Origin of the sequence: Bacillus sp. FSL K6-0268 (assembly GCF_038005425.1) — a bacterium.
Lineage (GTDB): Bacteria > Bacillota > Bacilli > Bacillales > Bacillaceae_G > Bacillus_A > Bacillus_A thuringiensis_S.
Window position 1 is genome coordinate 455,432 of sequence record NZ_JBBOTF010000001.1, and the last position, 24,629, is coordinate 480,060.

The window sequence follows — 24,629 nt, forward strand, 5'->3', positions numbered from 1 at the left end:
TGTGTAAAGGTATGGAATTATTATGGTTTATTCCGGCTTATGGAGATGGTCGATATTTAGGAACGACAAAACGAGGAAGAGCAGCTGAATATGGTTATTATAAGCAAGTTGCTGCGGCAGCTGATTATTTAGGATATACGGGTGTTTTACTTCCAACTGGTCAAGGATGTGAAGACCCTTGGGTGTTAGCTTCAGCTCTTGCTGCTGAAACAGAAAAACTAAAATTTTTAGTAGCAGTGAGACCAGGACTAATGTCACCTACAGTTGCAGAGAGGATGGCATCTACATTTGATAGAATTTCAGATGGGAGACTACTTATTAATGTAGTAGCTGGAGGAGATCCAGTTGAACTACAAGGAGATGGATTATATCTTGAGCATGATGAAAGATATGAAGCAGCGGATGAATTTTTAAAAGTTTGGAAATCGACATTGCAAGGTGAAACGATCTCTTTAGAAGGAAAACATATTCAAGTTACAGATAGTAAAGTTGTATTCCCGCCAGTTCAAACACCATATCCTCCTATATATTTCGGAGGATCATCAGCTGCTGGAAAAGAAGTAGCAGCTGAACATAGTGATGTATATTTAACGTGGGGAGAGCCACCAGAGCAAGTGAAAGAGAAAATAGAAGAAGTAAGAAAACTTGCAGAAGAGAAGGGGCGTACAGTACGATTTGGCATTAGATTACACGTAATTGTAAGAGAAACAGAAGAAGAAGCGTGGGAAGAGGCAGAACGTTTAATTCAATATGTGGATAATGAAACAATTGAGCTTGCTCAAAAGACATTTGCAAGATATGATTCGGTTGGTCAAAAGAGGATGACACATTTAAATAAAGGTACGAGAGAGTCGTTAGAGATAAGCCCTAATTTATGGGCTGGAATCGGACTTGTAAGAGGTGGGGCAGGTACTGCACTTGTAGGCAATCCACATACAGTAGCAGAAAGGATAAAAGAATATGAATCGTTAGGAATTGATACGTTTGTTTTATCAGGATATCCGCATTTAGAAGAAGCGTATGAAGTGGCAGAATTGTTATTCCCATTATTGAAAAACGAGAAGAAAGAAGAAAATAAAATGGTTGGTGAAATGATTGCTGATGCATATGCATTAAAAAAATAGTGAGAAATAAAGTTTCACCTATTTATTGCTTTATTTTGTTTACTGCCTGTTAATACGGGATAAAAAACCCGCAAGTTATTCGCTTGCGGGTTTTCATCGTAAATTATTAGAAAATATGGTAAAATTAAAGGGTAACTTAAGGTGCGGTTGGTTGTTCAATTATCACTTCTCCGAGTAGGAGGGGGGTGATAATACGTGAGTGAAATAGCGTTGCTACTGCAAGGTGGACTGTTTCTCGTTGCATTGTTAACGTTCGTCGTCGTTTTAATAGACAAGCTCAAAAAATAACAACCCACCTATGCTTATAGAATGTGGGTTGTTTTGTTTGTAAGAAACAAATAGGATAAATGAACAATCCAATCTGCTAAGTTACGTGGACTAGTGTGTAGCCGCACATTAGTCTTTTTTATTTATATACAATTTATAATTGGTTTATGTGATTGTATTGTTCTTTTCATACTCATTATAACACAGTGTCTTTTCATCAAGAAAGGAGACCGTATGTTCTGGTTTCTGTTATATAGTAGGTGCTTTTTCTTTAAACAGCCCATCCATATACTGTTTTAAACTTTGGACATAAAATTTCTGCGTATTCACATTATTTACACCGACAATCGGCGATGGAAGGTCAAATCTTTTTTCTGATAAATGAACGACAACATCAAAGATGTCAAACAAACGAATGAAGCAAAACAGGCCGTCTTTATCGCTAAGTAAAATAAAGTAATGATTTTCACTACTTGTATTTAGCGTATTCCATAAAGAACTTTTGCTTAAATCACGTACAATGCTTTTTTCTTTTAGTTCCACGAAATCTGCATTGGAGAGAATGGTAGAAATATCAATTGCATCTTGATCTTCAAAGTAGCCGTCAACTGCTTGTACAGCGAATGTATAAGCCATTTTTAATACACTCATTTTATATTTACGGTTATCTAATAGTAATTCACGTTGAATAGAACTCGCTACTTTCGTTACACGTTCCTCTTTCCAAATTTCATTATGTAAGGAAATATCGTGCTTTTTACATAGTTTCATAATTAATGCATTAGAATAAAGAATCTCGTCGCTTACTTCGACAACATCAGTCTCAGCAGCCGCAAGTTCCTCACCGTGCTCATTCGTATAGAGTGGGGAATCAATTTGTCTTTTCATTTGTTCAATCTTAAATTGACTCAATTTATGCCTAATTAAAGGACGATCAATATTTGTTGTCATTTGTTCATGACAAGTATCACAAATTGAGTTTGTGAAATAATATCCACATAATATTTCTGGAATGACATATTGTTCACTAAGTTCTTTCGTATCTTTTCTGCAAATGATGCATTGTGTCATTTTTATCACCTTTACCTGCAAATTTGTATGTAATCTCATTGTAGTGTATTTATCGGTATTTTGGAATATTGTAAAGGAAAATATTATGTGAAATTCATACTTATTTTGGTACAATGAAGAGAAGTGCTAGTTTAAAGGAGGCCGTTTTTTTGAAATCAAAAGTGCACTTTTGGACATTAGAAGTGCTAATGGTTGTAGGAATCATATTTATTTGCACAAAAATATCATTTTTATTTCAACCGATTGGTATCTTCATATCAACATTATTTTTCCCAATCTTAATCGCGCTTTTTTTATACTTCATATTTAATCCTGTATTAATCTTTTTGGAGAATAAAAAAGTACCTAGAAATTTAGCGATATTACTGTTATATCTTTTTATCATAACATTAACTGCGGTTGGCGTTGGAGTAGTTGTTCCTACGATTTCACAACAGCTAATGGACTTAGTAAAAAATATGCCAGGCTACATAAAAGAGGGAAAAGTATACATACAAGAATTATCACATCATAGGTTGTTTGAATGGTTATCTACACAAAACTACGTTTCCATTGAAACAATTGAAAAAAATGCAATTGAATACTTAAAAGATATACCAAATACAATTACGTCGAGTGCAACGGCTTTATTTGGTATTATCACGAACGTTGCATTAGTTGTATTTACTGTACCGTTCATTTTATTTTACATGTTTAAAGATGGACATGCCTTTCCAGGAAAAGCGGTAAGTTTATTACCAGAGTCTTACCGTGAAGAGGGGCTTCGTATCATTAAGGAAACGAACGAAACATTATCTGCATATATTCAAGGACAAGCGCTCGTTTGTATATTTGTAGGTGCGTTTACATTTATCGGTTATTTAATTATCGATTTACCGTACGCTTTCGTTTTAGGAATTATTGCAGCATTTACAAACATCATTCCTAACTTAGGTCCATTTATTGGGGCAGCGCCAGCTGTTATTGTAGGACTGTTCGTATCTCCGATGCAAGCATTGTACGTAATTATTATCGTAACAATTGTACAACAGTTTGAAAGTAATATTATTTCACCACGTATTATGAGCTCGAAATTAAACATCCACCCATTAACAATTATTATCCTAATTTTAGGGGTAGGTAACTTTGCTGGAATCATCGGAATGATTTTAGCAGTACCAGTTTATGCAGTAACAAAAACAGTTGTTTCGAACTTAGTGAGATTGTTTAAGACGAAGAGAAGTAATCGGAAATAGTAAAACCTGAGAAAGATACACCGCTTTTTAAGTGGTGTATCTTTTGTTTATAAAAAATAATTAAAAGTGGGTTGATTTGATTTTATTATATATTTTTTATACATCAAATTCAGTGATGAACTTGTGTGATATAAGGCTCTATAAAACTATGTGGAATCCCTCTGAACTATCCAAATCATTTCCTTACAGCACGCTATCAACATCAAAATCGACTCCTTTCAATTCTATATAGTTAAACGATTAAAGGTGAGTGTAGTATTTGCTTCTACGATCTCGAATTTCATTAATAACTTGTTTATATTGTCTTTCTTGTTTTAATTCATTTTGAGATATTGTTTCTTTTTGAATCGTAATCGTTAAAAAGAAAAGGTGAAACTTCATATGTGAATTCCTCCTTTCGAATTGGAATTACAGATGACTACAGTAATGACTTTGTCTTTCTTTTACAGAATCCATAGCTTGATTAATTTGTCGTTCATGAAGCATTTCAGACTCAGAAAATTTATTTTTTTGAATGGTAATGGTTAAAAAGAATACTTTAAATTTCATTGGATAATTACCCCTTTATAAGTGATTTAGAAAAGACGAGTGTAATAAGAAGATTGGCGCTCTTTTACTTCGTCCATAATGTTTTGGATGTGTTGCTCACGTAAAATCTCTTTCTGTGAAAGCTTACGTTTTTGAATGGTGATTGTTAAAAAGAATGCTTTAAATTTCATGAATATATTACCCCTTTAAAATATATTTTTAATACATTTGAGTGTAGTATGAACTTTTAATGTCAGTTATTTTATCAGTCAGTTGTTTTAACTGTTGTTTACGAATGATTTCAGTTTCAGATAAAGTATTTTTTTGAAGCACAGTCGTAAAAAAGAAAATATGAAAAGTCATAAATGAATTCCTCCTTTCGAAAAGGAATTACAGGTGATCACAGTAAAGTGCTTGGCGCTCCTTAACATCATTCATAGCTTTTTCAATTTGCTCATTATGAAGAATTTCATCTTTGGAAATTGTATTTCTTTGAATCGTAATACTTAAAAACAATACGCTAATAGTCATTGAATGTTGCTCCTTTCTTAGAAAAATAATGTAAGAGACTAAAAAAACCGCGCAAAAAAACCACAGGAAGATACAGTTCTCCTATGGCGGGGCGTGAAAAAGCCACAGGAAAGTATACGACCTCCTGTGGCGAATTTATGAATTAAATGAAATAAAGTACGATTTTCAATTCTCCATTAGGGTGGTCGAATTCATATTTAATTGTCCAGAAAACACAGGTGCAGTTAACGCTAAAGTTAATGCATGTAATTGTAATTTCATCATTTCCTTCGACCTCCTTTTAGAATTTTTTTCTTACGTTAGTAAGTATATACAATTAATGGATAATTGTAAACATAAAAAATGAAAATTTTTAATTTTGATTAAAATGCGTATATTTAAAAAGGGATTTGAAAGTAAATATTGTAATTAACGAAATATCGATAAAAATGGGGGATGCTAAATGAAATATATGCATCATAACATAATCGTTATGCTAACAATTTTTTTATTCATTACGGCTTGTTCTAACGGAGAAAGAATAAAAGATATATATGATGTTAGGTCAGATGATTTTAAGAAATATACTGGGACATACGTTGGTAATAATTCAGATGTGGTTGCAATTATTAATCATTTATCCGGTGGTGGAACAGTTCAAAGTATAAGTTTAGAAAATGAAAATATAAAAGTGAACTATGGTGCAAAAGAGAGTGGAGCTCTTACAGAAGAAATGATTGAGACGTATTGGTTTGATGAGAAAGATACGATGAAGAAGAATTTTCTCTTTAATGCTACCTATCTAGTAATTTTAGTACCAAACGCAAAAGCTTATGAGTTTCAAATAGAAAATAAAAACTTTAAGATAACGAGGGAAGAAATGTTATCAATTTTGCATAGGGAATTCGATGATTTTCCAAAAGAAAAAGATATATGGGATAAAAATAAAGTTATAAAGTTCTTTAACGGCAATGAAGAAAAAATTAAAATGCTTGTGGAAGATAAAGATTTTCGGAAATCTTTATTTGCTAAATATCCAGTGAGCCAGTTGAAATAATGGAGGGGAGAAGATGGAGTTAGTATACAAAATTTCTTATCATAGAATACAGGACCTTTATTACAATTTTTGAAAGAAGACATTCCGTACATCCCGCATGTAACAGTCGGAAGAAAAGAAAGTGTCGCGTTAGCTGCTGAAGTAGTGAAGGAGATTCCTAGTTTTCATGGGAAGTTAAATTGTGTGATTGATAGAATAAGCGTGGAGCGAATTGGAGAGAACGGGGAATCAATTATTGAATTTGAAGTGCCATTTCTAAAAAGCTGACAAAAGTCAGCTTTTTATTTCGTAGCATGAAGTAATGCACCAATTGCACCGCTATTACCACCATCTTGTAAAAAGATTGGTGTTTTATTTTGATATTCGGTGTAGCTACTAATAATATGTTGAAGTTGTATGTTATTACATAAAGTTGAACCAATATAAATAATGTGTTCAATGTTTTTTGTTTCAGCGAATTGAAGGCTTAATGCAGTAACGACTTCACCGACAAGTCCTTGTACAGTAGCTAGTATATCGGAGCTACTATTATTTAATTCTGTAATGGCTGCTTTTCCGAAGTTACTAGCAGTTAAGTTATTATCGATAGGGGAAAGAATACCACCATAAATATCTCCAACCGTAATATCTAGTTCTTTTCTAGATCCTACTTTTGTTAGAGGGATTACATCTTCAAAATGATCTATATTTGTTAACAATTTTGAAAGTCCCATAATAGTCCCACCGCCAACTCCGGTTCCACCAGCGCGAATATATTGTTCATTATAAACGTAATGGATAGAAGTACCTGTACCGATATTGGTTAAAATAAAATTGCGTATAGCATGTTTTTCTTCTTTTAATATGTATTGGATACCTGCAAGAGTAGCTTCAAATTCGTTTAGCTCTATTATTTTATATGAACCTGTAAGCAGATGCTGTAATAGTTTCGATTTACCACCCGTAATACATATTTGTTTTATGCCATTGTTGTTTTTAATCCAATCTATTATTTTATGTTGTTCATGCGAATAAAATTTTTCAAAAGTTAATAGCTTTTTTTCGTTAAAATAAGCTATTTTCGTTAATGTGCCTCCAGCATCGATACCGATAGTACGTTCCATTTCCCTGCTCCTAACTACGTAATATATTTTCTTATTTATTTAATTGGTTGAGAATAGATATTTCCAACTGATATAAGGAACACTTTAATCTGCTTGATATATTAATAGTTTTTCTATAGTTACAATAGGCTGGTCGTTTACAGTTGCAATACCTTTACCAAGAATAAAACCTCGACGATTGCGCGTTAGCTCATAATGTAAATCAAGTTTATCACCGGGATATGCTTTTCCGTGGAATTCAACTCCATCTAAAGAGGAGAGAAATCCTAGTCCTTCAGAATCACTTGTATGTACAAATGCACTAAGCTGAGCAAGTGCTTCTACAATTAACATATGAGGCATATGTTTGTGACTATCGTTTATAAACCATTCGTTATTTGTAATGAGTTTATATCCTGTAACGAATTCATCTTGTTTTACATTTATTACTTTATCAATCATTAAAAATGGATAACGATGGGGAAGTGTGTCTTTAATATGCATATGAAAGTACCTCCAATTAATAATACCCCTGCTAAAGTTAAGCAGGGGAGTGGGAACTAATTTTTAACTAATTCATTTACTTTTTCAAGGACGAAAATGCCGCTATTTCTAATGTTTTCAACAACTTGTTGCAACACTTCTTTATCTTGAACGAGTGCAATACGTACGAAGCCTTCTCCGTGAGGTCCAAATGCATGACCAGGTGTAACAACGACATTCGCACGATCCATTAATGCATAAGCGAAGTCTAGAGAAGTCCATCCTTGTGGAATTTCAGCCCAGACAAACATACTACCGGCTGGCTTATCGACATTCCAACCAAATGTTCGGAATCCATCGACTAAAGTATCTCTCCGTTCTTGATAAATATCGCGGTTTTTCTCACAAAATGCAGCGCCATTTCTTAGTGCTGCAGATGCCGCTTTTTGAATTGGTAAAAATACACCGTAGTCGGTATTAGATTTAAATTGAGTAAGTGCACGAACAATTTCTTCGTTTCCAATCATATATCCAATACGGCTACCTGCTAAACTATAACTTTTTGACAAAGAATTGATTTCTACACCAACTTCTTTAGCACCATGTACAGAGAGGAAGCTAATTGGCTTATTACCATCGAAATAAAATTCAGCATAAGCAAAATCATGGACAACGATAATATTATGCTTTTTCGCGAATGCGATTACTTCTTTAAAGAAATCTTCATGAGCCATTGCTGGAACGGGATTCCCTGGGAAGTTTAAAATCATCATCTTCGCTTGATCGGCAATTTCTTCAGGGATGACTCCTAAGTCTGGTAAGAAATCATTCTCTTTCTTTAAAGGCATGTAGTAAGATGTTGCACCAGCCATTTGAATACCTGTTTCATAAGCTGTATATCCTGGATCAGGAACTAATATAATATCACCTGGATTTGCATAAACCATAGGTAAATGAACGAGCCCGTCTTGTGAACCCATTAATAATAAAACTTCTTTATCCGCATTTAATAAAACGTTATGAGTGTTGTTGTAATATTCAGTTACAGCTTCGTGAAATTCTTGAATACCTGATAATGTATACCCGTAGCTCTCTTTCTCACTCGCTGTATGTACCATTGTTTCTCTTACAAAATCAGCGGGCGGCATATCAGGATTTCCGATGCTCAAATCAATCATGTTATGACCTGCTGCAATTTTTTCTTTTTTATAGGCTCCTAATTCACTAAATATAGAAGATTGGAATGCTTTCATTCTAGTTGCTAACGTGTAAGTCATCAAAACCCCTCCTAAAACAGTGCTTTCATTCTGCGTTTTTAATTATTCTGAAAACACATGTTTATATTTTATCATTTTTTTATGAAAATTAAAACGATTGACAAATTTAGAGGAAGGATTAGCCTATTTTGAAAAGTATCGATGTAAATAGCGTAGACGTGTTAATTGAAATGTCTATTATAGGATTCATTTTATATAACTTAAGTTATTTTATAGTTTTTATTAAGTATTTGTGGAAGATTTCTAAAGTGAAATAACGCAGAAAATATTTTCTGCGTTTCCTCTGAAATGTAATCATTTCTTTTTATACGTGCATAATTTTTCAGCTATCAAAAAGTATACATTTAATGTACCGTCGGCAACTTTTAAAGTTTGCTCTGATGTAAATGAATTACCATAATCAATGTGATATACATTAGAATTTTTGACAAATGAGCCTTTATATAAATCGTCTTTATTCTTTGTGGTTTGCATTTCTACTAAATTTTGCACAATTTCCTCTTTATTTTCTTTTTTGACAACTGTTTCAAATTTATAATATACAGGGCATTCACCATTTTTATTGTCAACGACTTCCCAAGAACCGTATATATCGTTATTGCTGCATCCACTAAGTAGGATGATTAGTATAGGAATTGTAAGTAGAACCTTTTTCATTTTGTGCTCCTTTCTTTTAAATTTGAATAAACGTGCGAATACGATAGGGATATTATAATAAATAAAGTTTAAATTTTTTTAAAGAATTATTTAATTTCATATAAAAATTTAGGAGAAATTAAATAAGCATGAATCTAGTGTAAAGTCAGATTCATGCTAGTACCATAGCCTATGTTATATCTTTTTTGAGGATAAATAAAGAGGAAAGCAGAAGCACTATTCCATTTAATATATATACGCTTGCGATCATAAAGGCTAACGTACCTGCGCCAAATCCTGCTTTATCGAATATAGAAGCAAATGTTGCGATAGTCAAAAAGATAATGGGAGTCAGTAGTAAAAATATGAAACCTGCCACGATTCTTTTTTTTAAACTATGTTCAGATAAGGAAATGGCTAAAAAGTTTAGGATGCTAAACAGAGCAATTGCAAAGAGCAGGACAATAAATACTTCAATGCCATCAGACATTTTACCACTCCTTTTATAAAGAGTACTCTTTATAATCTATTCGAAATAAAAGGGGGATACTCCTTTAGGTAATTTCAATAAACGTAATAAATAGGCGTATTATAGAACAAAGAAGTATGGATTCAATATTATATCCATACTTCTTTGTTTATTTTATAAATTCGCAGATTGTGAATGCTGTTTTTCATAATGTTTCTGCTTAGAAAGGGAAATAGAAATAATCAATAATGAAACGACTCCGAAGATGAGAACCATATATTGTAACCCAATTGTATCTAAGAAGAACCCTGTGCCAAGTAAGACGATTTGGAACATAACCCTCTCAAACATATTACGGAATGAGAAGAGGCGACCGTGATAACTTTTTTCCACTTTCGTTTGGAAAATTGTCGACATAATAGGGAAGAAGCAGCCAACACTAAACCCAAACAAACCAAATGATGTAAGAGCCATCCATTTTATATCGCTAAAGAACAATGACAGGTGTGCAAAAGCAGTACAAATTGCGAAGAAATATAGTAATTTTTCGGGTTTGAAATGATCAGATAGACGTTTAATTACGAAGGCACCTAACATAAATGCGACACCTTCAATTGTATATATGAACCCTTTAATCGTAGGATCATGTTGCATTTCGCTAATGTTAATAACCATTAAATTAAACCCTGCTATAAATAATAGAGGGATGATACTTAATATAAGTGCTGTAAAAGCAATAGGAATTCCTTTTAAAATACGAAATACTTCCATAAAGCTATTATCTTTTGCAGCTTGTTTACTTGGTGTTGTTGATTTCTTGTCTTCGAATTGTAGGAAGAAAGTCGAGAGGAATAATAAGGCGTATGCTGCCATTGAGAAGGCATACATGTACTGTAAACTCATCACAACTAAAAGAATTCCACCTAGTGAAGTACCTGCAATACGAGCGATTGTACCAACATTCATATGTACACCATTCATTTGTAATAACTCATGCTCACGTACGATGAGTGGAATTACAGATTGTAATGCAGGGAAATAAAATGCTGCTGAAATTTGAAGAGCAACCATAAATGCAATCATAAATGCGATACTTTCAAATTGAATAGCAAAAAACATGAAAATAACACTTAAAACTCGACCAAACCCAGCGTAAAGAAGAACTTTTTTCTTTTCATACTGATCGATGACACGGCCAGCCATAGGTCCAACTAGAACACCGGCTAATAGTCCGATAAATAATATAACTGATTTCATGAAATCAGAAGGGACATATTTTTGCATAAATTCAAGGTTGCCAAGAATACCAAGCCATAATCCTAGACCTGCAATAAACTCCCCAATTAAAACAATCCAAACGTTTTTATTACGCCACATAACATAAAACCTCTCCGTCTTTTAAAATGAAAAACTCGTATATAAAACCTCCTTATTTATGTAGTATTTTTATACGAACTTTTTTAGAGTCAGAGTCTATATTACGTGTTTCATAATTGGATTTCAATCTTTTTGATTTGTAAAAAATTTGATGTATTAATTGATGAAATAAATGAAGCAAAACGTAAAAAATTCATGATTAAAGCTAATAGAAAGTAAGGATAAATATAAAAAAGCAAGAACGTATAACTACGTCTTGCTTTTCCAAAGTACAAAATTAAACATTAATTTCAATTAGCAATATTTACGCTCTTGTCCAATAGCTAAAGCGCTAAAAGATAGAGGACCAGCAACTTCTGTACTTGCACTACTAATAAGGTTTTCTACAGTTAATGAATATTCGTGTGTTCCACTGCTAACGTTTTGGTCTGTAGCTTGGAATGTTTGTACGTAAAATTGTTCAGAATTTGTTGATTCAATACCTACTTGTGTATTGAAAATTTCAATGTTATCAAGGAAAATTCGGAATAAAACTTGTGAAATCTCAGTTATACCTTCTACACCAACTGTAGCTATTAATTCTACTCGATTATTACGTGAATCTCTACTTGAAATTCTCAATTTCAAATTTGCTAGAATTACTTTGTTTGGAGAAGAGGGGATTGCAAAAGTTGTTGCATCAGTTTTACTTATAGGTTGAGTAGCTTAATAATCAATGATATGAGTCATATTCACAACCTCTTCATATACTGAAATACGGAAATAGGGATGAATTATCTTGGACAAATACTAGAATATTATAATAGAGTCCACAACAATTGTTGAAAAGAAGCAATTTACATAAAAGCATCAAGAATATATCATAATAAGATGATATTTTTCTTAATGCTTTTTGTAATTAAGCAGAATATTCTTCTTTACGTACTTCAAAAAATTCATTACGTCGTAAGTAATTATAAATTCTCTCAGAAACTTCTTCTTCTTCAGACACTAAGAAACGATGGTCAAAAGCGTAGAAAGATTGACCTTTAATTAATTTTACATAATATATATTAAACGCCTCCTGACACTAGATTATTACTTTCTTCATATTATGATGGCCTATATGTCTGCTAAAAATACTTGGAGTTTCAAAGGAAGTAAGTAAAGGGATGAAAGAGCTTACAATTTTGTAAGGTTTATGTCACCTTTTTCGATAGTTTACATTCACCAATTTCTTCTATACTACAAATAAGTTGCATAAAATAAGGGGGTAAAAAGATGGATGAAGTAATTGGAGAAGTTGTAGCAGGTATTTGTGAATTTGTAGTAGAAGTAACAGCGGATGCTATAGGAAGTTTAGTTTCCGGAAATGATGAGGAAAAAGAAACATTATAATAATTTGTAAAAGTATAAAGTTGATCAAATTGTAAAGGCTGATTTCTAAAGGGAAGTCAGCTTTTTATTTTTTACATTATATTAACTTAATTTGAATATTCATTTGTTATTATATTGAAGAAACCTATATAAGGAGGTGAATAAACAAATATGTCGAATTCGGGGGCTGATTTATCTGTTTCTCGTTTGATTGTGGCAAATGTAGAGGAAAAGGAATATCATTTTATTGTTCGTGAACATCCGATTGTAGGGAAAGTTATATCGCTATTTGAAAATGGTAAAGAATATGGTTTACTAGATAAACAAATCGCTAATAAAGATAAATTTATTACATCGGAGCTTACTAAATTAGATTATTTTAACTTAGATGTTTTATATCATACACCTGGGTGGATATGGATTGGTATGGATCAATTTGGTTTACATGCTCGTGAGGCTACTTATAACGAAGTAGATGTTATTATGAAGTTGAAAGAGGATTTATATTATATAGATATATACGAAGAAATAAAAATGTAGTAAATATTTAGTCAGGTTAGGGGACAAGTTCCCGTAGCCTTTTTTGTTTAATAGTAAAACGTAAAATTATATTATTTTGATTATAGGTAAACTTGATAAGAAGTGAGATGAAAAGAGGATTTGAAAATACATGAAGAGAATTGTAATAATTATATGAATCGTATATGTAAATAACAATAGAAAGAAGATGATAAAATGAGTAAGGAAGAGCTTGTGAAAAAACAGTTTGGCAGTAATGCAGATAAGTATGTGAATAGTAAAATACATGCTAAAGGACAGGACTTACAATATGTAGTTCAACAAGTTGCGTCTCGCCATAATAATCGTCTTCTTGATGTTGCTACTGGTGGCGGACATGTTGCGAATATGTTAGCACCTATGTTTGAAGAAGTAGTTGCACTTGATTTAACAGAACAGATGTTAGAAGAAGCAAAAGGTTTTATAAAGCAGAATGGTCATGGAAATGTGTCTTTTGTAGTAGGAAACGCAGAGGATTTACCATTTGCAGACCATTTTTTTGATACAATTACATGCCGGATTGCAGCCCATCATTTTACGAATCCGGCTCAATTTATTTTTGAAGTAAATCGTACGTTGGAGGATAATGGATTATTCATCTTAATAGATAATGTTTCGCCAGAAAATAATGAATATGATACATTTTATAATTTTATAGAAAAAAAGCGGGACCCAAGTCATGAACGAGCTCTAAAAAAGACAGAATGGCTTACTTTATTAGAAAAAAACGGTTTGCAAATGCAGTCATGTCTTACTTTTGATAAGAAGTTTGATTTTGACTGGTGGTGTAATATGATGAATGTCCCTGTACAAAAGCGCGAAAAATTAACAGAATGTATGATGAAAGCACCAAACGAAATGAAGGGATATTTTAATATTCAATTTAAAAATAATAAAGTAGATTCATTCTATACTGAAATGGCTATGTTTATATGTAAAAAAAGTACAACATTAAAAAGATAAATGTGTTGCAGTCTTTCTGAAGTACGATATACTTAGTACAGAGAAACTGAGAATTGAGGAATAGTTATAATGATTCGTGTACGCATTGAAGGTACTGAGGAAGAAATGCTTGAATTTATGGGGAAAATGCCGGACATTCCTGGATTTGAAAAGACACATATGAGAGAGCCGAGAAAAGGAAATAACCCGAAATACGATTCGAGTAAAAATGTACTAGCATATTTGTCTTATAAAAAGATTGAAGTCGCCAATAAATAGGCGGCTTTTTTAGTTTGCGCTGTTTCACCGCCTTGTCTTTTTCACATAATAATAATAGTAGATTATGCTGAAGAGGGGTGAGAATAGTTAATAAGAAAATCATCTTTTTTGGAGACTTTGGTATTGATGACGCCGTAGCGTTAATTTATGCAAATAAAACATGTAAATTAGATATTCTAGGTATTGTTGCAGAGTACGGGAATGTATCACGAGAAATCGTTACGGAAAATGTTTATTTTTTAGAAAGGTACTATGCTACACATGTAAAAATTATTGAAGGTGCGAGTAGGCCGATGACAGCTGAAGAACCTTTGTTTTTCCCTGAAATCCATGGGGATCACGGTTTAGGTCCTATTAATCCACCTGAGATGAGAATTTGTAAACGAGAAAATTTTTGTGAATTAATCAAATTAATCGAACCTTGTCCAGAAGATATTATAATTGTGGCGACAGGAAGACTAACGACGCTTGCTACGTTATTTTTATTGTATCCCAATATAATGGATCGTATTTGTTCGTATTATATAATGGGCGGTGCTTTCCTATTTCCAGGTAATGTTACACCAGTATCTGAAGCGAATTTTTATGGTGATCCAATTGCAGCAAATATTGTTATGAAATATGCGAAAAACGCTAGTATATACCCGTTAAATGTAACACAGGGCGCGCTTATTACGCCTGAAATGGCCAATATAATAGATAAACAAGGAACTGGACAGGCGAAACTCATTAAACCAATGATTGATTTTTATTATGAGAACTTCTATAAAAAAGAATATCCGGGTATTGGTGGAAGCCCTATACACGATTTACTACCGTTTGTCTCGTTTATAAATGATAGTATTTTTGAATATAAAAAATCGGCAGTGTGGATTAGTACGACAAATGATGTGACTAGGGGCCAAAGTGTAGCTGACTTTAGAAAAATAGCTGAACCAACAAGGTTTGATGGTCGGCCGATTCAAAGAATTGCTGTTGGTTTTAACTATCCTGCTTTTAAAGAAGAGTTTATGCGAACAATATTGAAGCCAGATTGTCCTTAATGTGTTAATAATAAGTCGGATAAATCGTTAGTCCGAAAAATGGTTTATCAGTCTGTATTATTCTCAAAAGTCTTATAGTTGAGCAGCATGAATAACTTATGAAAAATGTCACATAACTAATGGTAAGCAATTGTTTCTAATTATATTTTGATTGGTTAAATATAAAGGAGGTTATTATATGATTTGGTCTTTAATCGTTGGTGGTTTATTAGGATGGTTTGCAAGCTTAATTACTGGAAGGGATGTACCAGGTGGTGTAATTGGTAATATTATTGCTGGTATTATCGGTTCTTGGATTGGTACGAAATTACTTGGTAGTTTCGGTCCTGTAATAGGCGGATTTGCAATCATTCCTGCTTTAATTGGTGCGGTTATTTTGATTTTCATTGTGAGTTTTTTACTACGAGCAATGCGGAAATGAATGTAGCAGGACTGTTTACATTTGTAAGCAGTCCTTTTTATATGTTATGCTAGTATTATACAATCAGGAGGTGTCAGCATTGAAATCATTTACAGTAAATTTCCATCAAGAAGATAATGCAAAAGCGACAACAGTACATAAATTAAGTGAAGAGGACTTCAATAAAGCAACTGAAAAAGGTACTCGTCATTTATTTGATTTAGATACAAACGTTGGCTTCTTCGTATTCTTTGATGCAGAAGATGCAGAAGGAAATGATCAATACTTAATGTTACAATATGAAGGGGATCATGAAGAACCAACTGCGTGCTACGGATTTGATTTAAAACTATATTATCAATTTTTAGCGCTATACTTAAACGATCTTGAATTCCAAGGCGAAACAGATGAGGAAGAGGAAGAATACGGTCCAATTCATCATTTAGCGCACTTACTTTATCATATTGTTGAAGATGGTAAATCAATCGAAGTATAATATACATATTTGAAGCTGTCCTTTTGGGGCAGCTTTTTTATATGACATTGAATTGGTGTATTATTAGTTGAACCAATAAGGCTTTTACGGGCAGCCCTGCCCATCTAACTTCTTTGCTTCTGCTGAATTTTGAGGTGGAGATTTTACTGCCCGGCAAATAGCAGGATAAATTCATAATAGAAATTTATTTATTACTTTCATGTTAGCATCGTAAAACACCTGTTATAATGATTGTAATTAAATTCATGGAGGCTAATTCTATGCTTGTAGATGTAAAAGCTTTTATTAAAGCTGCAGGTTTAACATGTATTTCATCATTAAGTGGAGATAACACGTTTGTTTATAATTTTGAAACTGTAAAAAACACTATCGCTACACTTTTTAAGAAGCTAAGATTTACCATTTAATTTCATTTCAACCAGTAGGAAAAGAGTAATCACTTCCTACTGGTTTTTTTTCTGTTTGAAGGAGCTGTTGTGACAACATGTTTTAAGTGATAGATAGAGGATATTGTCATTGAGAAGAGAAGGGTTAAATAAGGAGATGAAAATGGTTTCGTTTATCAGGAGGTAGTTACTTCGGATATAACAGAATTGGTTACTTTTTAGAAACAGCTTTTGTAATATATTTTGTACAAGCTTTTTGAGAGAGTGAAGTACTGACTTTTTGGAACAAACATAATTTGAAAAGTAGTGTAGTGGGATGGTTAACGAAATAAATAAGATGCAATAGGGGGTAAAAATGATGAAAATATATTTAAAAATAGTTATGTTATTTTTGGTGTTTACATGTATGTTTGCGCTAGCCGCATGTAAAGAGACAGACGAAAAAAACGAAACAAATCCAACTTTGGAAAATAATAAAAATAAACAAAGTAATTCTTCAGAAGAACAGAAAGATCTTGAAACAAAACCAAGTAATGAAAAAACAACAAAACCATCAACTGAGCCAGATTCGAAAAATAGAACATTTAATCAAAAATCAATTAACCACGTTAAAGATTTGTTTGAATTAGCAAAAGAAGGAAAAGTACCTAATGTACCATTTGGAGCCCATACAGGGGATATTGAAGAAATAGAAAAAGCATGGGGGAAAGCGAATAAAACCGAACAAGCAGGGAACGGAATGTACGCAACTTTTACAAATAAAAATGTTGTTTTTGGATTTAATAAAGGGTCACAAGTTTTTGATGTACGCTCATATCATGCAGAACTAAAATCGATTACATTACAAGAAATTGAAAAAGTGTTAGGAAAACCATCTTCAGTTAAAGGGAATGGTGGAGACAAAATATATGTATACAAAGTAAATAACCAGTATGAGTTAAAATTTGTCATTCCAAAATCGACTGGTAATGTAGATCATATTTCCGTGTTTTCACCAGAGGATAGTATTAATAAAATGGCAGGATAAGAAATTAAGTGATTTCAAAAACACCTCGCTCTTTAAGTGAGATAATATGAAGTGACCTCCTAGATTATCAAGTCAGGGATTTTAACCCATAATAATGAATGAAAACATTATGAATGGGGTTATACCCTATGATAATAGGAGGCCACTATGGAAAATATAATATATATTGGGATGGATGTCCACAAGGAAAGTTTTAGCTTATGTGCACTACACGGAACAACTGGGGAAATTGTAAGAGAAGCACGATGTGCTTCAAATGTATCTCTCGTAAAAAAATTCGTTGAGAAACTGAAAACAAAATATGGTGAAGATATAAAAATTAAAGCTGGATATGAGGCTGGTTGTTTAGGGTATTCACTTCATAATCTTCTTGAACAAAATGGAATTGATTGTGATATTTTAGCTCCCACAACAATGTACAGTTCATCAAAAAACAAAATGGTGAAAAATGATAAATTCGATGCCAAAATGATTGCTCTTAATTTAGCAAATGGCACCTATAAAGAAGTATATGTTCCAGAAGAAGAGGATGTTGCCGTGAAAGAGTATATCCGCATGTTAGGTGATTTTAAAACATCTTTGAAAAAAATAAAACAACAGATAAAAGCATTCCTTTTAAGACATGGCTATGTGTATGAAGGGAAATCAAGCTGGACAATCGCTTATATGAAATGGTTAAAGAATCTTGATCTACAAGGATTATTCAAAGAAACGTTAGGCGAATACCTATTACAGTATGATGTTCTAGTCGATAAAATTGAGCGGTTCAGTTTGAGATTAGAAGAATTATCTCATCGTGAAAGGTACGAAGAACCAATCGCAAAGTTAAGATGCTTAAAAGGTATAGATACAACATCGGCAATGACTGTTCATGTGGAAATTGCAGACTTCACTCGTTTTCCCACGGCTAAAGCATTTATGGCTTATGTAGGATTGACGCCAAGCGAAAGCTCAAGTGGAGAGAAAATCAGTCGACGTTCGATTACAAAACAAGGAAATTCGACCGTTAGGTCTACTCTTGTAGAATGTGCAAATGCGTTGGTAAAAGGAGCAATCGGATTAAAATCGAAGCGAGTGAAAGCAAGACAAAAAGGGCAACGAAGCGAAGTGATTGCTTATGCGGATCAGGCTGTAGAAAGGTTACAAAGAAAATATTATCGCATGATATATCAAGGGAAGCCTAGAAATGTTGCCGTTACAGCTATCGCAAGAGAACTGGGGTGTTTTATATGGGGATTAGAAACAGGTAAAATTCACCGAAAATAAAGAGGGAAGGATATGAAGTTGATTGATTCATAGTTAGAAATCAAAGGTATCAATTGATGGCATAGATGAGCTTCAGAGATAGTGAATTACAGGTCTGGCTATCTATGACTCACCTCTTCTGGCATGGCTGAAATTCTGATAAACAAGCTATTTATTAGAATTTGAAAAGGTGTGATCCACGCAGTGAGATTATAAGAGCCTAACGACGAACCATTAACCTGAGGTAACCAATCCACGAATAACAGAGTGGTTAACTGTCGATAGATCTTATTTCTGAAGCTTTTGTATGCCATCAAGAAAAATATTATGGGTGAAAAACTATTGACAAAGGTCACTTCATAACAGGTGTTTTAGTTGTAAACAAGGAACGTCTCATTTCATATGCGAAATACTTCACTTTTGTTTTTTAGCATGCATCCAATAAGAAATGTTGATCTACTGAAAAAGTAGTAACTTATAAATTATGTGTAGGCTGGTTTGCGATTTTTTTTCGTTCCAAATTTTGAACAAATAACGCTTGTACAATACCTCCAACTAATAAGAAACTAGCGCAAATATAAAACAGCATACTTCCATTTAACTTACTTAATAAAACTGCACCAATAACTGGTCCACACGTTCGAGATATATCCCAGTGTATACCGTAAATTGAAAAATATAAACCACGTTTATCATGAGGTGCAATTTCTGAAACGAATCGTAATAAATGGTTTAGAGCAATACTTTCTCCAATGACTAAAAAGAGTAAGGTGAAGAATAACGACAATATCGTCGTTGAATAACTAAAGCCAACTGCAGCTATTGTATAGCAGGCGTAAGAAATAAGGATGATTTTCGCCATAGAAAATCGTTCAGACCATTTTACGAGGAAGATTTGTAGAATGATTTCCAAAATGGCTTTACATGTTGAAATAAATGCGAGTATGAATACGAGATTAAGAAATACATGTTCTGCGAAAATACGATAATTCGTCTCAGTTTGTGCATAAAAAAAGCTAATAGGAAGTGTAGAAACCATAAGACCGAATATGGCGTAATGTTTAAAAATAAATTGCTTTGGTGAACTTGCCTCAACTGTTTGTTTTGACATACTTATTGGTGGAACGGTTTCTGGGAGCTGGGTCCAAACAACAACGGCATATATCGTAAGGGTTACACTTTGCACGATAAATAAATATTCTGGGTGAGTATTATAAAAACTTGCACCGATTAAAGGGCCGACTACGGATCCAATTGCTTCCATCGTTTGTAGGAGAGCAAAAATTTCTGCTTGCTGCTCTTTTTTTGTTAAATCAGCAATTTGTGCACGTTGAGCCGGAATATATAAGGAACGGCCAATGCCATTAATGACATATAACAGTGCAAATATAAAAACGGATTGAGCGAAAACGAAACTACCGATTGCAACACTTTGTAGCAATAAGCCGAGTAACATAATCTTTTTCCGGCCATATTTATCAGTAATTCCTCCAGCAATAAGTGTAAATAAAATGTCTGAAAGTGGCTGTAATCCGAAAATCAGCATAGTTATTATTACATTGCCGTTTAACATTTTATTGACGTAAATAATCATAATGATAGCTAACATAGATTCAGTCGTTCTGGTTAATAATTCACCACACAGTCTAATAAAAATAGGTTTATTGTAACGAAGTAAGAGATAATTCAATATTAATTCCTCCTTTCTATATTGAAATGATAAGATGAAAGAAGAATTGGAAAAAGTGTAGAAACAATAGGGAGTATTTTTCACCTTTTAGGGGGATTATGATGTTTATTTTAGATCAATACATTGAACTATGGAGTGCTTATGGAAAAGGGGAAAAAGAGGGAGAACAATTGGAAGTAACAGTGCAAAATATATCTGAAACATTATTTTGTACAGAGCGTAATAGTAAATTAATTATAAAAAAATTAGATGAGTTAAATTGGATCAAGTGGTTTCCAGGTCGCGGCAGAGGAAATCGTTCTAAGTTAATATTTCAAAAGGACCCGATATCTTTAATTTTAGATAGAGGAAAAGAAATAACGAAAAAAGGGGATGTGAAAAGCGGGAGCATATTTGTGGAACGCTATAGCTCACATTTTCCATTAGTAAAGGAAGAATATCACTCCTGGGTGGATTCAATATTTGGTCATAAGATTGAAATGACATCTGAAGGGAGAAGAGATGTACTCCGGTTGCAAGTACAAATGAATTTAGATATCACATTAGATCCTGTATACGCTACAATGCGTTCAGAATGCCATATGGTAAAACATATATTCGATACACTCGTGTATGTAGACGGTAATACAAACATTATAGAGCCAAGACTTGCATTTCACTGGGAATATAATGATGCTGAAAAAATATGGACGTTTTATTTACGAAAAGGAGTTCACTTTCATAATGGAAAACAACTTACTGCACATGATGTTATATACTCATTGAATCGATTTATGAAGCTGGAAAATAATGCACACGCATGGATGTTACAACACGTTGAAAGTATTCGTTCAGTGGATGACTACGTTGTCGAAATTCAATTACATACGGAAAATCGAATGTTTTTACATATGCTAAGTGCAGAACAGTGTTCTATCGTGAATAAAGATGAAGCAGGAGAGCTAATTGGAACAGGGCCTTTTCAATTATATAAAAGTAATGAAAATTTGTTCATTTTAGAAGGTCATCCTTTATATTTTCGTGAAAGACCTTTTTTAGATCGTGTTGAGTTGTGGAATGTAGAACAAGGTGTAAGTACATACGATGTTTTAGTAAAGGCGCAGTATAAAGATAAAGAAAAACATAATAAAGAATTGTCTCGGCTTGAGTCGAACGTGACATATATAACATGTAATCATACGAAAGAAGGACCAATGCAAGATGAGTTATTTCGGAAAGCATTATATAAAATCATTCATGGTTATACAATCGTTCAAGAACTCGGCGGAGAACGTGGAGAAGTGGCACAGAAACTAATATTAGCAGGTGAAAGCATTGTAGAGATTGAGGAAGATGTAGAAAGTTTAATTAAAAGGAGTACTTATCATAATGAAGTGCTACAACTCTACACATTTACAGGACGAGATCATGTTGAAGATGCACAATGGATACAAAAAGAGTGTGTGAAGTACGGGATTCGTGTAGAAAATAATTTTCTTGACATAGAAGAGCTATTGGAAGTAAGTACGATACAAAAGGCCGATATGATGCATGATAGTGCCACAATAAGTGAACGAATAGAAGATAGTCTATTATATATGTTTCTTACAAAAAATAGTTTTATTCATGGACAAAGCAGCATGGACTTTCATGAAAAGTTGTCTCCTTATTTTAAACAAGAAGAATTAGAGAAAAGAGTTACACTGTTACGCGATATTGAGGATACTTTGTTACGTCAAATTCATATTATTCCTTTATATCGTAATAAACAAGAGGTAAGTACACATGAAAAAGTCCAAAGTATAATGATTAATTCACAAGGTTGGATTGATTTTTATAATATTTGGTTTAAATCTTGATATATAAGGGCTTTTGCGCATTTTCATAAGATGTGTAAGAGCCTTTTTTTGTATGTGGGAATAGGTTTGTTTTACACATTGTTACCCTACTTGTGATAAAAGTCTATTTACAGCGTAACAGTGTTATGTTACATTGTTATCAGGAAGGGGTGTTATACAGTTGAGTACAGATTTAATTTCAAAAAAAGATTTATTAGAACTAACTGGTATTTCATACGGACAGTTATATAGGTGGAAGAGAAAAAATTTAATACCGGAAGATTGGTTTGTACGAAAGTCAACATTCACGGGTCAAGAGACATTTTTTCCGAAAGAAAAGATATTAGAGCGCATTGATAAGATCCAAACGATGAAAGAGGATTTATCACTTGATGAACTAGCGAATATGTTTTCACCGAGTGTGAGAGAAATTCTTTTAACAAAGGAAGACATTTTACGTAAGGAGATTGCATCAGAACCAGTTTTACAATTTTTCATAGAACAAACGAATAAAACAGCAGAGTTTCAATTTGTAGATATTCTTTATGTGTACATGTTAGAAGAATTACTACAATCGGGAGAGATTAGTTTAGAAGAAGGAAAAATGGTCTTGCAAGTTTTACGTGAAAATTATGAAGCAATTAAACATAAAACTTGTGATTTAATCGTTGTCCGAAAATTAGGGATTTCTACATGTTTATTAGTTTCAAACGTGGACGATTTAATTTTTGAAAAAGGCACTAAAATCGTTTTACGCGAAGCGATTATGAAATATACCGAAGCATTAAAAACTAAATTGTTGTAGTGGAGGAGAAAGTATGCGTACAGATAATTTGATTATAAATGGTTACGGTTCATCCAATGGCGGCGAGTTTCATAAAGTACAATTAAACGGAAAAGGAACTGTGAATGGAAATGTTGAATGTGAGCAATTTGAATGTAACGGTTACGGTGCAGTTACTGGCGATTTGAAAAGTAGCAGTGCACGAATTAGCGGATCTGGTAAAGTCGATGGCACAGTTCATGCTGAAACGATGCGAATTGATGGGAAAGCAACAATTACGCAAGATGTAAAGGCAAACAGTTTGAAAATTGCAGGAAAAGGTACGATAGGTGGAAATGTCACTGGTGAAGAATTTAAGGTCAATGGTCAAGCTACAATTGACGGTAATTGTGAAGTGGATACTTTTTCTTCAGAAGGACAATTTACAATTGGCGGATTATTAAGCGCTGATGAAATAAATATTAATATTCACGGTACATGTCGAGCGAAAGAAATTGGTGGTCAAACGATTAAAGTAAAGCATAGACTAAGTACTTTTAGTAGGCTGTTTAAATCAGTATTTGGTATGCAATTAGAGGCTGAACTATTAGAAGGTGACAATATCGATATTGATTATGCTCACATAAGAACGGTAAGAGGAAATAATGTTACGGTAGGACCGAACTGTGAGATTGAACTAATCGAATATACGGGTGTTCTTACTGTTGATAAAAGCGCAAATGTAAAAGAAATTAAGCAGATTTAATGGAAGGGAGAAAATGATATGGAACATCAACACAGTCTTACTGTTAATGGTTCTGGTAGTTCAGCGGGCGGAGATTATAATAAAGTAAAGATTCGCGGTGAAGGAACGATTTCTAATGATATGAGCTGTAATGAATTTAAAACGTACGGCACGAGTGAAGTGTGCGGTAATATGAAAGTGAAAAGTTATGTCGTGTATGGAGATAGTGAAGTACAAGGAAATGTAGATGCGGAATCTGTAAAAGTATACGGAAATACACAAATGCATAGTGATGCTCATATTGAAAAAATAAAAGTAAGAGGTATGATAGAAGTTAAGGGGAAATTAACTGGTGATTTCGTAGATGTGAAAGGCGCTTTAAATGTAAAAGGAGATATTGAAGTTGAAGAACTATCACTAACTGGTGGCCTTGAAAGTGATGGATTACTTAATGCTGAAAATATTGAAATTTCACTTCGTTATGAAGGTAGCAAAGTAAGAGAAATTGGCGGTCAGAAGATTACCGTTCGTAAAAAAGTGAGATTTATTCCATTTACCAATCATGCTGGAAGCCTCCAAACGTCTATCATTGAAGGAGATGATATCTATTTAGAACATACGATTGCTGAAGTTGTAAGAGGAAACAACGTTACAATTGGTCCTGGATGTGAAATTAGTATTGTAGAATATCATACTAGTTTTAACCAAAAAAGTAATGCAGTCGTAAAAGAACATAAACAAATATAAGTAGTATGAGGGAGAGCAA

The 24,629-nt window shown here is 33.2% G+C and carries 32 protein-coding genes and 2 pseudogenes; 19 read left to right on the plus strand and 15 right to left on the minus strand.

The genetic code is table 11. The annotated features are described in order from the left end of the window. Positions 1-11: 11 nt before the first annotated feature. Entirely contained in the window at positions 12-1,124 is a 1,113-nt protein-coding gene (ssuD, locus tag MHI28_RS02260) for an FMNH2-dependent alkanesulfonate monooxygenase (RefSeq protein WP_340827586.1), read from the plus strand. Between the two features lie 195 nt (positions 1,125-1,319). Then, positions 1,320-1,412: a putative holin-like toxin gene (locus tag MHI28_RS02265; RefSeq protein ID WP_001289320.1), complete on the plus strand. Its 93-nt coding sequence runs from the start codon at positions 1,320-1,322 to the stop codon at positions 1,410-1,412. A gap of 228 nt (positions 1,413-1,640) precedes the next feature. Here MHI28_RS02265 and MHI28_RS02270 read toward each other — a convergent pair whose 3' ends face one another. Then, entirely contained in the window at positions 1,641-2,462 is an 822-nt protein-coding gene (locus MHI28_RS02270; protein ID WP_000189714.1) for an HNH endonuclease, read from the minus strand. Between the two features lie 149 nt (positions 2,463-2,611). Here MHI28_RS02270 and MHI28_RS02275 point away from each other — a divergent pair, with 149 nt between their 5' ends. Beyond that, the gene (locus MHI28_RS02275) at positions 2,612-3,697 is read left to right on the plus strand and encodes an AI-2E family transporter (protein ID WP_000837892.1); all 1,086 of its coding nucleotides are present in this window, start codon (positions 2,612-2,614) and stop codon (positions 3,695-3,697) included. Between the two features lie 240 nt (positions 3,698-3,937). On the opposite strand, the gene MHI28_RS02280 is transcribed toward MHI28_RS02275, so the two are convergent. From MHI28_RS02280 to MHI28_RS02300, 5 genes are read right to left on the minus strand one after another with little or no spacing between them, the layout of a single operon-like run. Beyond that, entirely contained in the window at positions 3,938-4,078 is a 141-nt protein-coding gene (locus MHI28_RS02280) for a YrzI family small protein (protein WP_000668498.1), read from the minus strand. Positions 4,079-4,105: 27 nt separating this feature from the next. Continuing rightward, a complete protein-coding gene (locus tag MHI28_RS02285) occupies positions 4,106-4,246 on the minus strand; it encodes a YrzI family small protein (protein WP_000669805.1) in 141 nt (46 codons plus the stop codon). 26 nt (positions 4,247-4,272) lie between these two features. Beyond that, positions 4,273-4,416 (minus strand): YrzI family small protein, encoded by a 144-nt coding sequence (locus MHI28_RS02290; RefSeq protein WP_000668963.1) that lies wholly within the window; start codon positions 4,414-4,416, stop codon positions 4,273-4,275. A gap of 28 nt (positions 4,417-4,444) precedes the next feature. Next, positions 4,445-4,588: a YrzI family small protein gene (locus MHI28_RS02295; RefSeq protein ID WP_000142727.1), complete on the minus strand. Its 144-nt coding sequence runs from the start codon at positions 4,586-4,588 to the stop codon at positions 4,445-4,447. A 27-nt stretch (positions 4,589-4,615) separates the two neighbouring features. Continuing rightward, on the minus strand, positions 4,616-4,756 hold the full coding sequence (locus MHI28_RS02300; protein ID WP_000156193.1) for a YrzI family small protein: 141 nt from the start codon (positions 4,754-4,756) through the stop codon (positions 4,616-4,618). A 442-nt stretch (positions 4,757-5,198) separates the two neighbouring features. Here MHI28_RS02300 and MHI28_RS02305 point away from each other — a divergent pair, with 442 nt between their 5' ends. Together MHI28_RS02305 and MHI28_RS02310 are read left to right on the plus strand one after the other, a co-directional pair. Beyond that, the gene (locus MHI28_RS02305) at positions 5,199-5,792 is read left to right on the plus strand and encodes a DUF4825 domain-containing protein (RefSeq protein WP_000876530.1); all 594 of its coding nucleotides are present in this window, start codon (positions 5,199-5,201) and stop codon (positions 5,790-5,792) included. A 48-nt stretch (positions 5,793-5,840) separates the two neighbouring features. Beyond that, positions 5,841-6,059: pseudogene (locus MHI28_RS02310) on the plus strand (2'-5' RNA ligase family protein); the annotation flags it as partial. A 14-nt stretch (positions 6,060-6,073) separates the two neighbouring features. Here MHI28_RS02310 and coaW read toward each other — a convergent pair. The 8 genes from coaW to MHI28_RS02350 all read right to left on the minus strand — a co-directional run bounded on the left by coaW (position 6,074) and on the right by MHI28_RS02350 (position 12,167). After that, positions 6,074-6,895, minus strand: coding sequence for a type II pantothenate kinase (coaW, locus tag MHI28_RS02315; protein ID WP_340827587.1), 822 nt, complete (start codon positions 6,893-6,895; stop codon positions 6,074-6,076). 84 nt (positions 6,896-6,979) lie between these two features. Further along, positions 6,980-7,378, minus strand: coding sequence for a 3-hydroxyacyl-ACP dehydratase FabZ family protein (locus MHI28_RS02320; RefSeq protein WP_000547638.1), 399 nt, complete (start codon positions 7,376-7,378; stop codon positions 6,980-6,982). 56 nt (positions 7,379-7,434) lie between these two features. After that, positions 7,435-8,634 carry an LL-diaminopimelate aminotransferase gene (locus MHI28_RS02325; RefSeq protein ID WP_000222703.1) on the minus strand — a complete coding sequence of 400 codons (1,200 nt, stop codon included), beginning with the start codon at positions 8,632-8,634 and terminating at the stop codon, positions 7,435-7,437. A gap of 294 nt (positions 8,635-8,928) precedes the next feature. Next, positions 8,929-9,291: a hypothetical protein gene (locus MHI28_RS02330; protein ID WP_000757023.1), complete on the minus strand. Its 363-nt coding sequence runs from the start codon at positions 9,289-9,291 to the stop codon at positions 8,929-8,931. 169 nt (positions 9,292-9,460) lie between these two features. After that, positions 9,461-9,760: a hypothetical protein gene (locus MHI28_RS02335; protein ID WP_340827590.1), complete on the minus strand. Its 300-nt coding sequence runs from the start codon at positions 9,758-9,760 to the stop codon at positions 9,461-9,463. Positions 9,761-9,913: 153 nt separating this feature from the next. Next, positions 9,914-11,116 carry an MFS transporter gene (locus tag MHI28_RS02340; protein WP_000269259.1) on the minus strand — a complete coding sequence of 401 codons (1,203 nt, stop codon included), beginning with the start codon at positions 11,114-11,116 and terminating at the stop codon, positions 9,914-9,916. A gap of 294 nt (positions 11,117-11,410) precedes the next feature. Further along, complete coding sequence (gene exsC, locus MHI28_RS02345; protein ID WP_223837280.1) at positions 11,411-11,809, minus strand: exosporium protein ExsC; 399 nt, start codon at positions 11,807-11,809, stop codon at positions 11,411-11,413. 205 nt (positions 11,810-12,014) lie between these two features. Then, the gene (locus tag MHI28_RS02350; protein WP_074789873.1) at positions 12,015-12,167 is read right to left on the minus strand and encodes a YqbF domain-containing protein; all 153 of its coding nucleotides are present in this window, start codon (positions 12,165-12,167) and stop codon (positions 12,015-12,017) included. Between the two features lie 476 nt (positions 12,168-12,643). Here MHI28_RS02350 and MHI28_RS02355 point away from each other — a divergent pair, with 476 nt between their 5' ends. From MHI28_RS02355 to MHI28_RS02400, 10 genes and pseudogenes are all read left to right on the plus strand, one after another. Continuing rightward, positions 12,644-13,012, plus strand: coding sequence for a hypothetical protein (locus tag MHI28_RS02355; protein WP_000071474.1), 369 nt, complete (start codon positions 12,644-12,646; stop codon positions 13,010-13,012). A gap of 195 nt (positions 13,013-13,207) precedes the next feature. Next, on the plus strand, positions 13,208-13,993 hold the full coding sequence (locus MHI28_RS02360) for a class I SAM-dependent methyltransferase (protein ID WP_000031314.1): 786 nt from the start codon (positions 13,208-13,210) through the stop codon (positions 13,991-13,993). 69 nt (positions 13,994-14,062) lie between these two features. After that, complete coding sequence (locus tag MHI28_RS02365) at positions 14,063-14,251, plus strand: DUF3970 family protein (protein WP_000621885.1); 189 nt, start codon at positions 14,063-14,065, stop codon at positions 14,249-14,251. A 77-nt stretch (positions 14,252-14,328) separates the two neighbouring features. Next, complete coding sequence (locus MHI28_RS02370; RefSeq protein WP_001223689.1) at positions 14,329-15,294, plus strand: nucleoside hydrolase; 966 nt, start codon at positions 14,329-14,331, stop codon at positions 15,292-15,294. 178 nt (positions 15,295-15,472) lie between these two features. Then, positions 15,473-15,715, plus strand: a complete 243-nt coding sequence (locus MHI28_RS02375) for a GlsB/YeaQ/YmgE family stress response membrane protein (protein WP_000638310.1) — start codon at positions 15,473-15,475, stop codon at positions 15,713-15,715. A 79-nt stretch (positions 15,716-15,794) separates the two neighbouring features. Then, entirely contained in the window at positions 15,795-16,190 is a 396-nt protein-coding gene (locus MHI28_RS02380; protein WP_000834883.1) for a hypothetical protein, read from the plus strand. A gap of 260 nt (positions 16,191-16,450) precedes the next feature. Beyond that, positions 16,451-16,597 carry a hypothetical protein gene (locus tag MHI28_RS02385; protein ID WP_000959552.1) on the plus strand — a complete coding sequence of 49 codons (147 nt, stop codon included), beginning with the start codon at positions 16,451-16,453 and terminating at the stop codon, positions 16,595-16,597. Positions 16,598-16,737: 140 nt separating this feature from the next. Beyond that, positions 16,738-16,908 (plus strand): annotated as a pseudogene (locus MHI28_RS02390) (aminopeptidase); the annotation flags it as partial. Between the two features lie 23 nt (positions 16,909-16,931). Beyond that, a complete protein-coding gene (locus MHI28_RS02395) occupies positions 16,932-17,603 on the plus strand; it encodes a DUF4309 domain-containing protein (RefSeq protein ID WP_002162767.1) in 672 nt (223 codons plus the stop codon). 147 nt (positions 17,604-17,750) lie between these two features. After that, positions 17,751-18,869, plus strand: coding sequence for an IS110 family transposase (locus MHI28_RS02400; protein ID WP_277548338.1), 1,119 nt, complete (start codon positions 17,751-17,753; stop codon positions 18,867-18,869). A gap of 454 nt (positions 18,870-19,323) precedes the next feature. Here MHI28_RS02400 and MHI28_RS02405 read toward each other — a convergent pair whose 3' ends face one another. Continuing rightward, positions 19,324-20,538, minus strand: coding sequence for an MDR family MFS transporter (locus MHI28_RS02405; RefSeq protein WP_340827592.1), 1,215 nt, complete (start codon positions 20,536-20,538; stop codon positions 19,324-19,326). A 101-nt stretch (positions 20,539-20,639) separates the two neighbouring features. Here MHI28_RS02405 and MHI28_RS02410 point away from each other — a divergent pair, with 101 nt between their 5' ends. The 4 genes from MHI28_RS02410 to MHI28_RS02425 all read left to right on the plus strand — a co-directional run bounded on the left by MHI28_RS02410 (position 20,640) and on the right by MHI28_RS02425 (position 24,610). Next, a complete protein-coding gene (locus MHI28_RS02410; protein WP_044782803.1) occupies positions 20,640-22,376 on the plus strand; it encodes an ABC transporter substrate-binding protein in 1,737 nt (578 codons plus the stop codon). Between the two features lie 160 nt (positions 22,377-22,536). Continuing rightward, positions 22,537-23,160 carry a YhbD family protein gene (locus MHI28_RS02415; protein WP_000102242.1) on the plus strand — a complete coding sequence of 208 codons (624 nt, stop codon included), beginning with the start codon at positions 22,537-22,539 and terminating at the stop codon, positions 23,158-23,160. 13 nt (positions 23,161-23,173) lie between these two features. Continuing rightward, positions 23,174-23,884 carry a bactofilin family protein gene (locus tag MHI28_RS02420; protein WP_001258382.1) on the plus strand — a complete coding sequence of 237 codons (711 nt, stop codon included), beginning with the start codon at positions 23,174-23,176 and terminating at the stop codon, positions 23,882-23,884. Between the two features lie 18 nt (positions 23,885-23,902). Next, positions 23,903-24,610, plus strand: a complete 708-nt coding sequence (locus tag MHI28_RS02425; RefSeq protein ID WP_000401029.1) for a hypothetical protein — start codon at positions 23,903-23,905, stop codon at positions 24,608-24,610. Positions 24,611-24,629: the final 19 nt, after the last annotated feature.

Coding starts and splice junctions, on each gene's coding strand:
- MHI28_RS02270 (WP_000189714.1), bottom strand. CDS start 2,462: ATGACACAATGCATCATTTGCAGAAAAGATACGAAAGAACTTAGTGAA.
- MHI28_RS02300 (WP_000156193.1), bottom strand. CDS start 4,756: ATGACTATTAGCGTATTGTTTTTAAGTATTACGATTCAAAGAAATACA.
- MHI28_RS02305 (WP_000876530.1), top strand. CDS start 5,199: ATGAAATATATGCATCATAACATAATCGTTATGCTAACAATTTTTTTA.
- MHI28_RS02280 (WP_000668498.1), bottom strand. CDS start 4,078: ATGAAGTTTCACCTTTTCTTTTTAACGATTACGATTCAAAAAGAAACA.
- MHI28_RS02400 (WP_277548338.1), top strand. CDS start 17,751: ATGGAAAATATAATATATATTGGGATGGATGTCCACAAGGAAAGTTTT.
- MHI28_RS02335 (WP_340827590.1), bottom strand. CDS start 9,760: ATGTCTGATGGCATTGAAGTATTTATTGTCCTGCTCTTTGCAATTGCT.
- MHI28_RS02375 (WP_000638310.1), top strand. CDS start 15,473: ATGATTTGGTCTTTAATCGTTGGTGGTTTATTAGGATGGTTTGCAAGC.
- MHI28_RS02360 (WP_000031314.1), top strand. CDS start 13,208: ATGAGTAAGGAAGAGCTTGTGAAAAAACAGTTTGGCAGTAATGCAGAT.
- MHI28_RS02365 (WP_000621885.1), top strand. CDS start 14,063: ATGATTCGTGTACGCATTGAAGGTACTGAGGAAGAAATGCTTGAATTT.
- MHI28_RS02295 (WP_000142727.1), bottom strand. CDS start 4,588: ATGACTTTTCATATTTTCTTTTTTACGACTGTGCTTCAAAAAAATACT.
- MHI28_RS02395 (WP_002162767.1), top strand. CDS start 16,932: ATGATGAAAATATATTTAAAAATAGTTATGTTATTTTTGGTGTTTACA.
- MHI28_RS02320 (WP_000547638.1), bottom strand. CDS start 7,378: ATGCATATTAAAGACACACTTCCCCATCGTTATCCATTTTTAATGATT.
- MHI28_RS02425 (WP_000401029.1), top strand. CDS start 23,903: ATGGAACATCAACACAGTCTTACTGTTAATGGTTCTGGTAGTTCAGCG.
- MHI28_RS02385 (WP_000959552.1), top strand. CDS start 16,451: ATGCTTGTAGATGTAAAAGCTTTTATTAAAGCTGCAGGTTTAACATGT.
- MHI28_RS02285 (WP_000669805.1), bottom strand. CDS start 4,246: ATGAAATTTAAAGTATTCTTTTTAACCATTACCATTCAAAAAAATAAA.
- MHI28_RS02420 (WP_001258382.1), top strand. CDS start 23,174: ATGCGTACAGATAATTTGATTATAAATGGTTACGGTTCATCCAATGGC.
- MHI28_RS02340 (WP_000269259.1), bottom strand. CDS start 11,116: ATGTGGCGTAATAAAAACGTTTGGATTGTTTTAATTGGGGAGTTTATT.
- MHI28_RS02325 (WP_000222703.1), bottom strand. CDS start 8,634: ATGACTTACACGTTAGCAACTAGAATGAAAGCATTCCAATCTTCTATA.
- ssuD (WP_340827586.1), top strand. CDS start 12: ATGGAATTATTATGGTTTATTCCGGCTTATGGAGATGGTCGATATTTA.
- MHI28_RS02290 (WP_000668963.1), bottom strand. CDS start 4,416: ATGAAATTTAAAGCATTCTTTTTAACAATCACCATTCAAAAACGTAAG.
- MHI28_RS02410 (WP_044782803.1), top strand. CDS start 20,640: ATGTTTATTTTAGATCAATACATTGAACTATGGAGTGCTTATGGAAAA.
- coaW (WP_340827587.1), bottom strand. CDS start 6,895: ATGGAACGTACTATCGGTATCGATGCTGGAGGCACATTAACGAAAATA.
- MHI28_RS02330 (WP_000757023.1), bottom strand. CDS start 9,291: ATGAAAAAGGTTCTACTTACAATTCCTATACTAATCATCCTACTTAGT.
- MHI28_RS02355 (WP_000071474.1), top strand. CDS start 12,644: ATGTCGAATTCGGGGGCTGATTTATCTGTTTCTCGTTTGATTGTGGCA.